Origin of the sequence: Paenibacillus sp. LjRoot56 (genome assembly GCF_964253335.1) — a bacterium.
Lineage (GTDB): Bacteria > Bacillota > Bacilli > Paenibacillales > NBRC-103111 > Paenibacillus_E > Paenibacillus_E allorhizoplanae.
In genome coordinates this window covers 1,985,032-1,999,634 of sequence record NZ_CAXURV020000001.1, presented here as the reverse complement: position 1 = coordinate 1,999,634, position 14,603 = coordinate 1,985,032, and the positions used below count along the sequence as shown (strand labels likewise).

The window sequence follows — 14,603 nt, the reverse complement described above, 5'->3', positions numbered from 1 at the left end:
TCGCATCGCCAATCTGCCTTTTCAAACTTAATACACAATGAAGTCTTTCGTATACACCGTCTCATTATCTTCCGTATCCATGACGCGCATTTCTAACTCCCAATTGCCTCTAAAAGGTAGGTAAGGCCCTTCCGATTTGTAACTAAATTTAGCAAAACCGTAGGATTCCTCTTCCTTATTATCTGTATAGATCGCTAATGGGATAGAAATCGGTGCAATCTCTTTATCATCCTTATTATGCAAAATCAAGAGAACCTGCTTAGGTTGACCTGACTTTTCAGGCAGCCATACTTTGGCGACGAAGCTGTTATTGCCTGGAATTTTAGGCGTAATATCGACCGAAACATGGACCTTCTCTCCCATCTGATGCCACTGAAGCGGCTCATTAGCAGGAATGGGTGCCATATAGGTCAGCAGTCCGACAAGCACAACAATGATGACCATAAGCGATAGATCTAGCTTGACCCAAACGATCGATTGATTGACTTGCTTTTTGCGTAGGAATAGTCGAATCACAAACCCCAGCACGGCGACAAGCACCACCACGCCTACCTTCACAAGCAGGAGAATTCCCCACGTTGTGTATGTTAAGTAACGGAGATTCGGTAAGAATAGCCAAACAGATAAGATCCCTGAAACGGTTAAAACAAGGATCGAGATCAGTGCGAATTTGGAAAACTTCTGCATGTAACTACCTAGCCCCATCTTATTATGGCGCCATTTCACATACAGGAGAATTAGTCCGCCAACCCAACAAGCTGCCGCTACAAGATGAATAAAATCGAGCCCAATCGTCGCCCACAGAGGTGAGAAGGAAGCTGCGTGGCCGCTGAAGCTTTTGACTGCCAGAAGAGCCAAGGCCCAACTGACATCCAACCATGCTGCCCTGCCCAGTATTACAAAGCCTATGAATGATAAGACAAGAAGCAGTACCCAAGAAATCCCTATATTCGTCGCGCTTAGCAGCTGCCATATTTCATCTACACCGCCGCCGCCCAACAGATCCTCAATATGCGTGAAAATGAGCAGTAATAAGGCAACAATATGTCCGCGCTGCAGATTGAGCGACCAAGTAGAGAGCGATTTCTGAACTTCTTCACCTTGGGTTTTCACCAATCGTAACCAGAATGCCCAACCCGTCAAGGCCAACAACATCAGAAACCATAAGCCGCGGGACGCGTATTGCAGCAACCCTTTAGTCGTCAGCGGCCCTGTGCTGTGATCGTGTCCCGTATGAGCGGATGGTACATCAAGTAGATCCTCCTGCGGCGGATTCCCGACCGTGATCGGATAACTTCCACCAACAGGATGACCATCTGCTGAGATGACGTGATAACTAATCAAATACACGCCTTCTGCCAACTTCGGCACATCCAGCTTGATCCCCATTTGATCCTTATTCATCGTCGCTTTGCGATTTGTTATCTCAGCTCCGCTATGATCATAAACCTTAATATAAAAGAGTCCGCTGTCTAATTGTTCATTGAACGTGACGGACACCACAGCTGGCGAGCTTTCAAGCTTGGCTCCCGCTTCTGGTGTCGCTTCAACTAATGAAGCATGCGCAGAGACTGATTGAGGTGCAAAGACAGCACTTATAAGCATGATCGCTAACACAGCAATCAAGCTTACCGGCAGTCGCAGGAACCACATTTTGGTTCGTCGTTGTAATAATCCCATCATTAGTATCCCTCTAATCCGCTATCGGTCTACGTCCAGCAAACCCATCTTGCTCTCCGTGATAATAACGAATCTGATCCTCTCCTTGCTTCCAACACAGCAACACTTCTTGTCCATTCATGACAGCCGGGAAATCAACAAGTCCTGTATCGATATCCTTCAGCTCAATTCCTGTTTTCTGAAAGCTTTGAATGAGTCCACGCGCTTCAATTTGAAGAAATTCCAACGCGGCTTCCATGACGAAAAAGGGATCCTTTTCCGTGCTGGCCATCGAAGCATATTCATTCTTCTTATGGCGTAACTCCATATATTTGTCCTCAAATTCACGCTTCAAGGCTTGCATCTTCTTCAATTCCTGATCAACAAACGGCAATAAATCATTGGCTTCTTCCAAAGAGAACCATCTCTTCTCCGACATAACGCACCTCCATATCCTTTATTTTAGCAAAAAAACAGACGAACTACGAATTCCACTACTCCGTCTCCGCCTTATCATGAACGTGATGATGCCCATGATGATGACTATGTCCATGACTTTGACTATGCTCGTCCACATGTGTAACAGACAGCTCCGCGTAGGCAACACCTTTTAACACTTGTATGCGTTGCTGCAGCTCTCGAAGCTTCTGCACTTCACCGCGAACAACGAGTATTTCCAAGCATTGCTGATGGTTTAAATGGATATGCATCGTTGAAATAATGGCATGATGATAGTCATGCTGAAGATCCATTAGTGTGATCGGCAAATCACGGCTATCGTGGTCGTATACCATAACAATTGTGCCCGCGACCATTTCTGTTGGCTGCATACTGCTTGAGGTCAAAAGCGCCTTGCGTGCCAGATCACGAATCGCCTCCGAGCGATTATCATACCCTTGTAAAGCAATCAACCGGTCGAATTGCTCGATTAGAGATTGCGGCATCGAAATTCCAAAACGTACCAGATTGTCTTTATCCGACATTGATCTTGCTCCTTCATGTGTATCTTCGTCTATCATTCTACTGTATCAGAAAGTGCTGAAGTCGCAAACCTCCTTCAAGGGAAATTGAACCCTAGACAACGTTCATGTGGCGAAAATGCAAAAAAGGAGAGGACATAGCCCCTCCTTTCCTAGACAAGTTTCATTAACTGTTTGACGCGATTCTCCAGCTCCACGAGTGAGAATGGCTTCGTCATATAATCATCGGCTCCCATTAGCAGACCTTTCGCGACGTCCGCTTCCTTCTTCTTACCAGAAAGCATCAGTACCTTCAGATCCTTGGATCGCGCATTCGTATCCGACTTGAGCTTCTCTAAGATCGTAAAACCATCAAGTCCAGGCAAGATGCCATCCAAAATACAAGCATCGAAAACTTGATCACTCAATAGCTGCCATGCGGCTTCACCATCAGAAACCTGCGTAATAACAATCGGCAAGTGCTCCAACTGCGAAATCAGGATCGCTCTGAGAATCGGATCATCGTCTACGATCAAGAGCTTTTTCTTCTGCAGCTGGGCATTCGCATGGGCAACCAACTTCGTGAATTGTGCACCCTCATCTTCTAGATCAGCCAGAACAATGCGATTCTTGCCTTGCTGCTTCGCTTGATACATCGCATCGTCTGCTTTCGCTACCCACTCTGCAATTGTGATCCCTGCCTGCCATTCCGCTACCCCAGCTGAGAACGTAATGGAGAACGTTTGACCCTCATTCTGTGCTACAGGCTTCACACGAACTTTATCCAAAACGTCTTGCATGATAGACCTAGCTTGATCCACCGTCGTATTCGGAAGTGCGATTACAAACTCTTCGCCACCAAAACGTGCCAATAAATCTGTCGAACGCAGATTGACTTGCATCAAATGAGCCAAGCCTTGGAGCACCAAATCCCCTACGTGATGTCCATACGTATCATTGACGTTTTTGAAGCTGTCAATATCGATAAACACGAGAGAAATTGGCGCTGGATAGCGCTCGATACGCTGTAACTCTAATCCAATCTGCAGATCAAAATAACGGCGATTAAACACACCTGTCAGCGGGTCTCGGAAGGCCAACTGTTCGAAATTCCGTGTCCGCTTGAGGAGTCCATAGATGCGCGCCGCCAATTCTTCATATTGAAATGGCTTCGTCACATAATCATCCGCCCCTAAATGGAAACAACGAACTTTATCGCTGATATCATCACGACCGGATAGTACGATAAGCGGCAGCCATTTCAGAGTAGGATCTTCTTTGAGAAAGTCAAATAGCTCATAGCCTGACTGAGGGTGCATCATAAGGTCTAAGGTAACAAGATCATACGTATGCTCACGCAGTAATCTTTTCGCTGACTCCACATCAGCAGCTTCATCAACGACACAATCATCAAGTTGCAATCGTCTAGTCAAATAAGATCGAAGCGCATCGTCATCATCAACAAGTAAAATACGACTTTTGAGCGTTCGAAGCATGGAGCCTGTAACAGGATCCTTTTCCTCATCCATCTGAATTTCCGTTAAACCGATATCCAATTCCATTTTCAACTCAAGCAATAATTCAACCGTTCGTTCAATGCTTTCATGTACAGGACTCGTCGAAAGAAGCAACTCATTGTCCTGCTTCTCAATGGCTAGGGTCCATTCCCATTTCCGCACGATGTCTTCTGCTAATTTACCAATTCTTAAATAACCAAAGACTGGCGCACTACCTTTGAGAGTATGTGCAATCCGATAGCATTGTTGCAAATCCTCAAGGATTGGCTTCATCTGAACCGCTGTCAGCAAGGACTGCAACTGCTGCAGTTGCTTATCATATTCACGAATAAACAGCTTTCTTCCTTGTTTAAGGATTCTTGCATCACGATCGGATTCAGAAGCTGAATCTTTGGATCTCTCTATATTTCTGTGGCTCATAGCAGACAATCACCCTTTATAAGCTTAATCTAACTGATCCTAGCGAATCTATATCCAACCTAGCGTTGCAAGAGCTGCCCGATGGTATCTAATAATTGAAGTGGACTGAAAGGCTTTACAATGTATGTGGTAACACCCGCTGCCTTCGCTTTCTCTTTATCTTTCTCCAGCGCTTTGGCTGTCAGCAGAATCACCGGCAAGTCCTTGTTCACATTATCACTTTGTCTCAACCAGGAGCAAACCTCTACACCCGTACGCTCCGGCATCATGTAATCCAGGATAATTAAATCGTAGGCTTCCTTGCTGAGCTGCTCAATCGCTTGTTGACCATCCTCAACCTCGGTGATGACGTATCCCTCATCCGATAACGTCTCCGTCAGCAGAAAGCGAAGTGCCAATTCATCATCGGCTAGCAAAATTTTGTAAGCTGACATGTTCTCTCTCCTCGAGTCCATAAATTAGTACTAATTATAGCATCATATCTGAGGCCATGACAGGAAAATGTCGGAAAAACTCGAATAGAGTCACGCCTACTTATTATGCAGGTGATATTTCCATGAGGAGCCATGAATAGCTGGAAGTCCACGCGGATTAGGATAACAATACACCCAACCTTCCTTCTCCAAAATGGCGTCTTTAACCCAAATACGCTCGTATTCATTGTCCGCGTGATCTGGACCGTAATACGTTTCCAAAATGTCCATAGCAGCCAGTCCCTCTTCGGTTACTTCAATCCATTCCCCTTCAACCTTATGTTCATCGTCTGTAAGTACTAACGCAGGATAAGGCCCTACATCATATAAACGTCCATAGATCGCGCCAGGTTGCACTCCCAATAAATACGGAGAGACAACATGATGATTGCTTTCCCCCACCAGTAACGTGCCATATACAAATACAGATATCATCTCTCTGTTCCTCCTATACATTTACATCCTCTGTATGAATAATTTCGGCATGTAATCTAGGATTTCCTACAAAAAAAAAGCAGCATCACGATGGATGCTGCTGCTATGCCTGATTGGCTGTTAATTCACGTGTTTTGACGATAATTTTGCGGATGCTGTCTTCGGACAAATGAAATACCTTGATCAGCTCCAACACCGTCGAACCCGTTTGATACAAACGGAAAATCTCACGATTTCTCCGCTCAATGATGATGCGAGTGCCGTTATTTTCTCCCCAACCAGCACGTTTCTGCTCTTTTTTAGGGATATAGACGATTTCGCCTTGGATATATTCTTGTAATTGTTTTAATAGGTTAGGGGGAAGAACATCTTTCCCGTTCTTGTAACTCATGGATGAAAACCTCCTCAAATTGTGCAAAGCTTAACTTTGACTGATTTGCAGAGAGTATCTTCATCGCCCCTTAACCTCCTACCATTCTCAAAAATGGAATAAAAAAAACACGATCATAATCGTGCCTGTCGGTTGTATATGCAATTATACAATTCAGGTGAACGGTTATTCCACGAATGATATTCAGTTAGGAGACGAGTACCTCTGCGGCGGCCGCAACATTCATCGCTACTGTCATTGTCATTGTGTTCATTAAAAAGCACTCCCTTCACCGTAGTTTATTGTTGTGTTCACTTCGTGTTCACATTTCTCATTATATGTAAAAAGCTTCTCGCTGTCTACTCGTTCGTAAAAGTTATGCGAGGGCCTAGTGGCCCCCGCTTGGAACAGTGACCTCTGCTTACGCAGAGATCACCTCTGTTTGCGTTGTAATCACCTTGATCACTCCTTTCCGAAGGAATTAGCCGGCCGGCTACATACCTATTAACTCATATTGCCGAGCAGGTCTCAAGTGAAAGAATGGTTATAGGGATTCTTTCCTTATGTGTGGGGAAATGAGCGGAGAAAGTCCAGCTTAGCGCGGATCGAGCTCGGTTTCTCGATAAGTCGGAGGAAAATCGCGAATTGGCGAGTTAGCTGGAAAAACTCCAGTTAATTTCCTCATTTTTCGGTAAAAAACAGATTTAACGGGAAAACCTACAGCTAAATTTCGAATTTAACTCGATTATGATGAAATCGGAGAAATTAGCTACAGGAATGGAACTAGAATAAAAAGTAGACACCTTGTTAAGAGATGAGGATAATAATCTTATCAGGAGGTGTTCATTTTGGGTGAACAGCGGCAACGGTATAATGATGAATTTAAACAACAGACGGTAAAATTTATTCAAGAACAAACGAAGTCGGTAACGCAGATAGCCGAGGAATTGAACATTCCGGCAGGAACCCTGCACCAATGGGTAGCGAAATATAGACAGTTTGAAAGTGAATCCATTGCAACACCAGAAAGACTCCGCCAGTTAGAACAGCTTTTGAAAGAGAAAGACCGCGAACTTGCAGATAAAGATCGCCTCATTGCAGATGCTCAAGAAGAACTTGCGATCGTAAAAAAGGCCGTACACATCTTCAGCAAACCAAAGAACTAAGGTTCCAGTTCATTGAAAAGCATCGTTCCGAATTTTCAATGGAGAAGATGTGCCAGACGCTTGAGGTTTCCCGGAGCGGTTACTATAAATGGTTACTTGGAAAAGAGGCGGTGAATAGCTACCAGAAGCGCAGAACTGCGCTCTTAGCTCGAATCACGTTCATATTTCATGACCATTTTGGTAGGTATGGCAGCCCTAAAATCACAGAGACACTCGTGCGTGAAGGCTGGACGGTATCTGAACGACTAGTTGGTTCACTAATGAAAGCCAATGGGCTTCGTTCCTGCGTTTCTAAGAAGTTTCGAGTGAACACGACGGATTCAAACCACGATTCACCGATTGCACCTAACTTGCTAAATCAAAATTTTCAAACAACCGCACCTAACAAAGTCTGGGTCACTGACATTACCTATATTCCGTGCCGTGAAGGCCGGTTGTATTTAGCTAGTGTTTTAGATCTTTACACGCGCAAAATTGTAGGTTGGAAGCTCGGAGACCGCATGACAACAGAGTTAGTCCTGGCTGCACTAGACCAAGCTTATGTGGCGCAGCAACCCCCAGTAGGGCTTGTGCATCACTCAGATCGAGGCTCACAATATGCCTCGGAAGATTACCGCGAAAGACTTGAAACCTACAAAATGAAAGCAAGTATGAGCCGAAAAGGCAACTGCTACGATAATGCCTGCATCGAATCCTTCCACAGCGTATTAAAGAAGGAGTTTGTTTACTGTACGAAATTTTGGACAAAGGCACAGGCTCAACAGGACATGTTCGAGTACATTGAACTCTTTTACAACCGTAAAAGAATCCATGGTTCTTTGGGCTATGTCTCGCCTGATCGATTTGAAGAACTATATTACAAAAGCGTTAGTTAATTTCTCTTAGTAGGTGTCTACTTTCTTGACAGAGGTCCAGAAATCCAGTTATTTTCTAAGAAAGAGATAAAACCCTGTGATTAGCTGTAGGTTTTCCAGCTATTCTACTTTACAACAATTAGGTCCGAGTATTGACAATACGAGCAGGACGGTTGGGATTTGTAGAGTGTTTCTGCAAGTTGTTGGAGGATGTATTAGGAGTAGAACTGTATGATGAGTGGTAAGTGATTGATGTTAGCCGACTGAGTATGAGTTTGGGACGATTAGGACTGGCTGGCGTAGAGTTTAGTTATGTAGATGAGGGGGCTGGTGGGAATTGTTGTGTTGACTAGTTAGTGATGTTGGTGGGGACAGTTTGTAGGGATACGTAAAAAAAGACCTAGCGAATTCGCTAGGTCCCCAGCGGCTTGATTTCGATGCCGCTTTTGTTTAACAGCGCGCGGATATCGCGCGCGAACTCCACGGCGTGCACCCCATCGCCGTGGATACAGATCGTGTCCGCGCGCATACTGATGTCCTCTCCCTCACGGGAGAGAACCTTCCCTTCGCGGACAAGCCGCTCCACCTGCGCCGCAGCCTCGGCGGCGCTTTCAAGCAACGCCCCCGCTTGATCGCGGGGCGTCAAAGAGCCGTCCCGCTGGTAGCTGCGGTCCGCGAAAGCCTCGCTCGCGGTCCGCAGCCCCGCGGCGGTGCCCGCCCGCAGCAGCTCGCTGCCGGGCGGGCCATACAGCGTCAGCTCCGTGCTGACGCTGGCCGTTGCAGCCGCAATCGCGGCGGCTATCTCATGGCGCTTCGCAGCCATGTGGTAGAGCGCGCCATGCGGCTTGACATGCTGCAGGCGTCCGCCTTCGGCGTGGACGAACGCCTGCAGCGCCCCGAGCTGATACAACGTCAGCTCGTAAGCCTCTGCCGGCGTGATCGCGATCTCGCGCCGGCCGAAGCCTTGCAGATCGGGAAGGCCCGGATGGGCCCCGATCGCAACGCCCTTGCGCAAGCACAGCTGAACTGTGCTGCGCATGGTTGCGGGGTCGCCTGCGTGGAACCCGCAGGCGATGTTGGCGGAGCTGACGTAGTCGAGGAGCTCCGCGTCGCGGCCGAGGCGATAGGCGCCGAAGCCTTCGCCCATGTCACAATTCAAGTCAATGCGCAGCAAGACGATTCCACTCCCCACTTAGATGAATGCCACTCAGCATCACTATTCACTCATTTTTTACTCATTTCTTTCTTTACTCATTTCAATCTTCTCTCAAATCACTCTAACACTTACACTTACTCATCCCATTCATACATTTCCTACTCAACCCACTGCAAAGTGCATCGGAGTGTGGGAGTAGAGAGCGCGTGGGGGTACTATCGGCAGATTTCATGGGAGTCATTCAGATAATTGAAGATCATTTGAGTAAATTTACGAAATAACTGTATTTTCTCCATCTAATCAAGGAGCATTTGGGCAAATTTACGAGTTAACTGTATATTCTCCAGTTAATTTTAACCATTTCCTTCCCATTGGATGATTTAAGGGAAATTAACTGGAGTTTTTCCATTTAAATGCCAGAAACATTACAAAGCGCCGAAAATAGCTGGAGTTTTTCCAGTTAAGTTGCTAAGGAGGAGGCAGGTAGGGCTCGTCAGGCTCATAGGGTTCTTAAATTTAGTCGGGTACGTCAAGTTAGTCAGCTTCTTAGGCTTCGTAAGGTTCCTTGGGCTATGGATTCGTAATGTTCACAAACCCCTTAACCAAGCCATTATCCCCGCCCCCATCACCTTAAGATCCATCGCCTGAAGCAACAACTGCTCCTGTGCTTCCAGATGTGTAACCTCCTGAAAGCGAAGCTGTCCACCTGGCTTCACCTGTGCCACCAGCGGCAGATCTGCCGTGATTACGTGACCGATGCGGGGATATCCACCTGTTGTTTGGCAATCAGCCATCAAGAGAATGGGTTGTCCACTTGAGGGAACCTGGATCGTGCCTGCAACGACAGCCTCAGAGATCATTTCGTAGGATAAGCCAGACTCAAGCTCAAGCTTAGGTTCACTCGATAACCGATACCCCATTCGATCCGATTGTGAGGTAACAAGAAAGCTTTGAGAAAGCAATCTCGACCAGCTGTTAGGTGTAAATGAAGAGGCTTCCTTCCCCTTCACAATCCGTATTATCGGATTGTTGCGATAATCAGGACGAATCATTGAACTCACGAACTTGCTACCTCGTTCAACCTCGTTCACAACTTCTAAAGCCAGCCCTTCCTTCTCTACTTCCAATACATCCCCTGCACGAAGTGCCCTTCCTTCATATCCACCAATAGCCGCTCGCTGATAGGTGCTGCGACTTCCGAGTACGTAATCCGACTTGAACCCACCATACACAGCTAGATACGCTCTACACCCATGGGCTGCATATTGGAGGTGCAGCTCATTGCCTGAATAAAGTATAAATGGCTGCCATAAGGGTGCTGCCATACCATCCACTTCTGCCCCCATGTCTGCTCCACAAATGGCCACCAGCATATCACTCTGTGCAATTAGAATTGGCCCCTGAAGTGTCATTTCCAAGGTAGCTGCTTCCGGACCATTACCAACCAATAGATTGGCTGCCCGGTGTGCAAACCGATCCATCGGTCCAGACACAATGACACCATGTTTGCGAAAACCATAGCGGCCCTCATCCTGAATGGTGGACAATAGACCAGGTTTAATGACCTCAAAGCTCATGACTCGCATTCCCTTCCTCTAACGCATGAAACTTTTCGGATGTGATCGCCACAAATTTCACTTGATCGCCAACCTTGAGTAAGGATGGGGGAACGTTATCCGGACGAAACATACGAAGTGGCGTTCGACCGATAAGCTGCCAGCCTCCAGGTGTTTCAAAAGGATAAATCCCCGTCTGCGCCCCGCCAATACCGACTGAACCGGCTGGAATTTGTGTGCGCGGCACTGATTTACGCGGTGTAGCAAGCCTTTCATCCATCCCGCCCAAATAAGGAAAACCAGGTGCGAAACCAATCATATAAACGGGATACACACGAGAAGTATGCCAAGACACAATTTCTTCCGTGCTCACCTGATGATATTCCGCTACATCTGCCAGATCAGGTCCGAATGTAGCCTCATAACAAACTGGAATTTCCCTGATAGCTCCTAACTTCCCGGCTAACCCTTCACTATCTTCCTGCATATAGGCATCTAATAACTGCTCAATGCTTTGCAGGACATCGTCATATGGAAGCCATTCTGCTGTCCCATTGGATCGCCCACTTTTTAACACAACGTCAGAAGAATAGTTATAAATGCGGAATGCATCATAATAAATTGTAATGGTTGTATAAGCGGCGACTAGCTCAATGAAGCCATCTCGCCAGTTATTTTCCAAATAATTCACTACTTGCCTGACCTTATGTAGATTCGTTAACGAAATGTCTGCACCTATGCGAATCACAATCGCTGAGTCTCCAAGCGGATGGCATTCGTAGGCAAGTTTGGTCATGCGAAATGCTGCTTTTTCAACCAATTAGCGCAAACATCAGGCCAAACATACGCTTCTGGATGATCGGCTGCGATTCCAATGCCGTGTCGTCCTGATTCGAAGACATGCAGGTCGAAAGGAATGTTATTACGGCTAAGCGCGCTGGCAAAAAGCAAACTATTTTCAACCGAAACGGCTGCATCATCTGCTGTGTGCCATAAGAAGGTTGGTGGCGTATCTGTCGTTACTTGAAGTTCATTGCTTAAGTTATTGGCTAATTCTTCACTAGCATCTGCGCCTATCAAATTAATTCGTGAACCTTGGTGCGCGTTCACACCAAATGAAATAACCGGATAACACAGCACCATCAGATTCGGACGGGAGCTGTGCTGTTCAATTGGATCCACGGAGGTCTGATCGCCCGCATCGTAATGCGTACCCGCTGTTGCAGCCAAATGCCCGCCTGCAGAAAAACCAAGAATACCAATGCGGTTAGCATCGACTCCCCATGACTCGGCATGATGTCTCACAGTTCGAATGGCCCGCTGCGCATCTTGCAAGGGAACAGGATGTTTATATGGTGCTACGCGATAGTTTAACACGTAAGCGGATATGCCTAGTCCATTCAGCCATTTGGCAATAGGCTCGCCTTCATGAGGGGCACGTCTGCCGTAACCACCGCCTGGACATACAATAACTGCTGCACGCAAGCCGTCTCCCTCTGCTGGATATAAGGTTAAGCTTGGGCAACCTTGGTTTTCCTCACCTTGACTGTCTTGTGTAGCTCCTGGCCATAATTCAATCGTTGTCCCTGTGTTCAATGTGAAACCCCCTCATGTGATTAACGTACTAAGTTAATAATAGCCAATCCAGATCCAGTAGAAAAGCATCTATTTCAACTTTGAAGGAGCGATTCGACATGATTGTAGTTACAACAGAAAACATTGCCGGTTATGAGGTTACAGAAGTTTTGGGCAGTACCTTTGGCGTCGTCGTGCGGGCTAGAGGCATTGGCGGGGATATTATGGCCTCTTTGAAAGGATTAATCGGCGGAGAAGTCACGCAATATACGCAAATGGTGGAGGACGGCCGCAGGCAAGCCATGGACCGACTGGTCAAGAATGCGGCTGCCATGGGCGGAGATGCGATTGTCATGATGCGGTTCGACAGCGGGGATATTGGTCAAAATATGAGCGAAATCGTCGCGTATGGCACTGCCGTTCGGACGCGAAGGCTATGAGCGGGGAATTTTCTATTTTGCTCGTATATGGTTTGTGGGTTATAGGCTTCTTTATACTACTTCTTCTGGGTTATCTCGTTTACGACAAACGTTACAAAACAGATGGGGCCGCGACACCGCAATCGCCTCCAAACGGCTTTCTTTTTACACCTGAAGTTTTCATAGATCCCAAAGACGGATTCACCTATCGGGTTTACTACAATCCTCGGACGGGAGATCGTGCTTATATTCGTGAAAAGTAGCTTTTTGAGAAAGAAAAAGCCTGGCAAAAGCCGAGGATCTTACGATTCTCTCGCTCTTGTCAGGCTTTTTATATGCAACACGTACTACGTCCAAATCACTTTCCAGTTATGATTTACGCTCGCCTCGATGGTACCTCGTTCCATAATGTAGCCTGCCAGCAGCTCTGCTACGTCTGTTGGAATATCTTTGACAACTGGTTTATTCTGGAACATCGCATAATTGCCTCCGCCAGCAGCCCGATAATTGTTCATGACCACATCGAAAGTGGCTTCGAGCTTAATCGGTTCCCCCTCATAATCCAGCTGCACAACCCGATCCCCGACTGGACGAGAAACATTTAACTTGTAAGAGATTCCCTCCCACATATCGTAATTGTAATGGGCAGGCTTCGGTTCCATGAAGGACTTGCTTACTTGCAGCTCTCCATTTTCCGCTAATTCAAAATACTCCGCAGACTGCTCCAAGGCATCCTTAATATCTTGACCTGAGATTCGAATGACCTTGAGCGTGTTCGGATAGATATAGTTGGAAACGATATCCCGCATGGTAATATCCGATGGAAATCCAGGTGAAACGTTATCGAATAACGCCGTATTTGAAATCTGGGCACCTGACAGCTCCATCTGGACCTTGTTAATAAACTCAATCAGCGCATTGTCCTCAGTACGAATCTGCATAGGATCTTTCACGAGCATGTCCCCCGTAAGCTTCCCGATGGGTTGATCCAACCATAGCTGTGTCTTCACCTCATAAGAACTGATCTGCGCGAGCAGCACCCTGTCTGGCTCCACATTCGCAACAGATAAAAGCTCGGACTGCTTAGAAGCAATGCGCCACTTCCCTTCTACCTGCTCTAGCACGATGTCCACCTTTCCAAGCGTTACGCCAGCTGTGCCAGGTTGAACGATGGTTACTCCGTTAATTTGGGCCCCAGCAATGCTTCGATGCTGATGACCTGTGAGTAGAACGTCTATCCCTTCAACTTCCATACACAGTTGGTACCCTTGATTCTCGCCTGTCAACGGTTCCGTAGGTTCACCAGTTGTAATATCTCTTTCAAATCCTCCATGGTAGGACACAACAACGACATCTACCTGTTCCTGCTCCTTGAGAAATTGTATCCACGTACGAGCTGCTGTAATAGGATCTTCAAACCTTAAGCCTACAATATGCTTCGGGTCTTCCCAATTCGGAATATACGGCGTTATTAAGCCAAGAATCCCTACACGCACGCCATCCGCAGATTGCTTAATCAAATATGGTTTACCAAAGAATGGTTCTCCCGTCTCCTCATTCACAATATTGGCGCACAACCAAGGGAAATTAGATTCTCGAACTGCCTTCTGGAGTACGTCCATGCCATAATTGAATTCGTGATTCCCGAGTACCGCACCATCATATTTCAAATAGTTCAGCCCTAACACCATGGGATTCATAGGTTCATTGTCCAAGCGTGCGTGGTGATAGGCGAGAGGCGTTCCTTGAATCAGGTCCCCGTTATCCAACACAATGACATGCGCTTCCTTGGCGCGTTCCTGTGAGATTAGGGTCGCGATTTTGGACAATCCCACATCATTGGGATGATTATTTGCATAATGAATGGGAAACATATTCCCATGGAGGTCGCTTGTTTCTAAAACCGTAATATGACTTGTTCGTGCTTGTCCAATCTGCGTCAAGCGATTCACTCCAGTTCATAATTATTGTAAAGTTTTACATATCAGTTGTCAGTTTAACAAATACTTCACACTATCTTCCATATCTCTTATGATAATGTTAT

The 14,603-nt window shown here is 46.5% G+C and carries 16 protein-coding genes; 4 read left to right on the top strand and 12 right to left on the bottom strand.

The window, feature by feature from the left end:
• Positions 1-27 precede the first annotated feature (27 nt).
• The 7 genes from ACSQ8O_RS08945 to ACSQ8O_RS08915 form a co-directional block, all read right to left on the bottom strand.
• On the bottom strand, positions 28-1,683 hold the full coding sequence (locus ACSQ8O_RS08945; protein ID WP_436241279.1) for a copper resistance CopC/CopD family protein: 1,656 nt from the start codon (positions 1,681-1,683) through the stop codon (positions 28-30).
• A gap of 10 nt (positions 1,684-1,693) precedes the next feature.
• Positions 1,694-2,098, bottom strand: a complete 405-nt coding sequence (locus ACSQ8O_RS08940; protein WP_436241278.1) for a DUF2203 domain-containing protein — start codon at positions 2,096-2,098, stop codon at positions 1,694-1,696.
• 55 nt (positions 2,099-2,153) lie between these two features.
• On the bottom strand, positions 2,154-2,678 hold the full coding sequence (gene nikR, locus ACSQ8O_RS08935) for a nickel-responsive transcriptional regulator NikR (RefSeq protein WP_436241277.1): 525 nt from the start codon (positions 2,676-2,678) through the stop codon (positions 2,154-2,156).
• Between the two features lie 113 nt (positions 2,679-2,791).
• On the bottom strand, positions 2,792-4,555 hold the full coding sequence (locus tag ACSQ8O_RS08930; protein WP_436241276.1) for a diguanylate cyclase: 1,764 nt from the start codon (positions 4,553-4,555) through the stop codon (positions 2,792-2,794).
• 59 nt (positions 4,556-4,614) lie between these two features.
• Positions 4,615-4,989 carry a response regulator gene (locus tag ACSQ8O_RS08925; RefSeq protein ID WP_056609356.1) on the bottom strand — a complete coding sequence of 125 codons (375 nt, stop codon included), beginning with the start codon at positions 4,987-4,989 and terminating at the stop codon, positions 4,615-4,617.
• A 96-nt stretch (positions 4,990-5,085) separates the two neighbouring features.
• Entirely contained in the window at positions 5,086-5,463 is a 378-nt protein-coding gene (locus ACSQ8O_RS08920) for a gamma-glutamylcyclotransferase family protein (protein ID WP_056609354.1), read from the bottom strand.
• A gap of 103 nt (positions 5,464-5,566) precedes the next feature.
• On the bottom strand, positions 5,567-5,854 hold the full coding sequence (locus ACSQ8O_RS08915; protein ID WP_028556449.1) for a CD3324 family protein: 288 nt from the start codon (positions 5,852-5,854) through the stop codon (positions 5,567-5,569).
• An 827-nt stretch (positions 5,855-6,681) separates the two neighbouring features.
• On the opposite strand from ACSQ8O_RS08915, the gene ACSQ8O_RS08910 reads away from it, so the two are divergent.
• The gene (locus tag ACSQ8O_RS08910; protein ID WP_436241275.1) at positions 6,682-6,999 is read left to right on the top strand and encodes a transposase; all 318 of its coding nucleotides are present in this window, start codon (positions 6,682-6,684) and stop codon (positions 6,997-6,999) included.
• A gap of 11 nt (positions 7,000-7,010) precedes the next feature.
• A complete protein-coding gene (locus ACSQ8O_RS08905) occupies positions 7,011-7,874 on the top strand; it encodes an IS3 family transposase (protein WP_436241980.1) in 864 nt (287 codons plus the stop codon).
• A 391-nt stretch (positions 7,875-8,265) separates the two neighbouring features.
• On the opposite strand, the gene ACSQ8O_RS08900 is transcribed toward ACSQ8O_RS08905, so the two are convergent.
• From ACSQ8O_RS08900 to ACSQ8O_RS08885, 4 genes are all read right to left on the bottom strand, one after another.
• Positions 8,266-9,027 (bottom strand): LamB/YcsF family protein, encoded by a 762-nt coding sequence (locus ACSQ8O_RS08900; protein ID WP_436241274.1) that lies wholly within the window; start codon positions 9,025-9,027, stop codon positions 8,266-8,268.
• A gap of 569 nt (positions 9,028-9,596) precedes the next feature.
• Positions 9,597-10,586, bottom strand: coding sequence for a biotin-dependent carboxyltransferase family protein (locus tag ACSQ8O_RS08895; RefSeq protein ID WP_436241273.1), 990 nt, complete (start codon positions 10,584-10,586; stop codon positions 9,597-9,599).
• Positions 10,576-11,361, bottom strand: a complete 786-nt coding sequence (gene pxpB / locus ACSQ8O_RS08890) for a 5-oxoprolinase subunit PxpB (protein ID WP_436241272.1) — start codon at positions 11,359-11,361, stop codon at positions 10,576-10,578. Before pxpB ends, ACSQ8O_RS08895 begins: the two co-directional genes overlap by 11 nt.
• On the bottom strand, positions 11,358-12,161 hold the full coding sequence (locus ACSQ8O_RS08885) for an alpha/beta hydrolase (protein ID WP_436241271.1): 804 nt from the start codon (positions 12,159-12,161) through the stop codon (positions 11,358-11,360). Before ACSQ8O_RS08885 ends, pxpB begins: the two co-directional genes overlap by 4 nt.
• Before the next feature lie 98 nt (positions 12,162-12,259).
• Here ACSQ8O_RS08885 and ACSQ8O_RS08880 point away from each other — a divergent pair, with 98 nt between their 5' ends.
• Both ACSQ8O_RS08880 and ACSQ8O_RS08875 read left to right on the top strand, forming a co-directional pair.
• The gene (locus tag ACSQ8O_RS08880; protein ID WP_171630093.1) at positions 12,260-12,580 is read left to right on the top strand and encodes a YbjQ family protein; all 321 of its coding nucleotides are present in this window, start codon (positions 12,260-12,262) and stop codon (positions 12,578-12,580) included.
• Positions 12,577-12,822: an HD family phosphohydrolase gene (locus ACSQ8O_RS08875; RefSeq protein WP_436241270.1), complete on the top strand. Its 246-nt coding sequence runs from the start codon at positions 12,577-12,579 to the stop codon at positions 12,820-12,822. The genes ACSQ8O_RS08880 and ACSQ8O_RS08875 overlap by 4 nt, the downstream gene beginning before the upstream one ends.
• Before the next feature lie 84 nt (positions 12,823-12,906).
• Here the strand turns inward: ACSQ8O_RS08875 and ACSQ8O_RS08870 are convergent, their stop codons facing one another.
• Positions 12,907-14,511: a bifunctional metallophosphatase/5'-nucleotidase gene (locus ACSQ8O_RS08870; RefSeq protein ID WP_436241269.1), complete on the bottom strand. Its 1,605-nt coding sequence runs from the start codon at positions 14,509-14,511 to the stop codon at positions 12,907-12,909.
• Positions 14,512-14,603 lie beyond the last annotated feature (92 nt).

What these genes read in the sequence shown, in the direction of transcription:
- ACSQ8O_RS08880 (WP_171630093.1), top strand. Translation starts at nt 12,260, where the DNA reads ATGATTGTAGTTACAACAGAAAACATTGCCGGTTATGAGGTTACAGAA.
- ACSQ8O_RS08920 (WP_056609354.1), bottom strand. Translation starts at nt 5,463, where the DNA reads ATGATATCTGTATTTGTATATGGCACGTTACTGGTGGGGGAAAGCAAT.
- ACSQ8O_RS08925 (WP_056609356.1), bottom strand. Translation starts at nt 4,989, where the DNA reads ATGTCAGCTTACAAAATTTTGCTAGCCGATGATGAATTGGCACTTCGC.
- ACSQ8O_RS08915 (WP_028556449.1), bottom strand. Translation starts at nt 5,854, where the DNA reads ATGAGTTACAAGAACGGGAAAGATGTTCTTCCCCCTAACCTATTAAAA.
- ACSQ8O_RS08895 (WP_436241273.1), bottom strand. Translation starts at nt 10,586, where the DNA reads ATGAGCTTTGAGGTCATTAAACCTGGTCTATTGTCCACCATTCAGGAT.
- ACSQ8O_RS08875 (WP_436241270.1), top strand. Translation starts at nt 12,577, where the DNA reads ATGAGCGGGGAATTTTCTATTTTGCTCGTATATGGTTTGTGGGTTATA.
- ACSQ8O_RS08940 (WP_436241278.1), bottom strand. Translation starts at nt 2,098, where the DNA reads ATGTCGGAGAAGAGATGGTTCTCTTTGGAAGAAGCCAATGATTTATTG.
- pxpB (WP_436241272.1), bottom strand. Translation starts at nt 11,361, where the DNA reads ATGACCAAACTTGCCTACGAATGCCATCCGCTTGGAGACTCAGCGATT.
- ACSQ8O_RS08945 (WP_436241279.1), bottom strand. Translation starts at nt 1,683, where the DNA reads ATGATGGGATTATTACAACGACGAACCAAAATGTGGTTCCTGCGACTG.
- nikR (WP_436241277.1), bottom strand. Translation starts at nt 2,678, where the DNA reads ATGATAGACGAAGATACACATGAAGGAGCAAGATCAATGTCGGATAAA.
- ACSQ8O_RS08930 (WP_436241276.1), bottom strand. Translation starts at nt 4,555, where the DNA reads ATGAGCCACAGAAATATAGAGAGATCCAAAGATTCAGCTTCTGAATCC.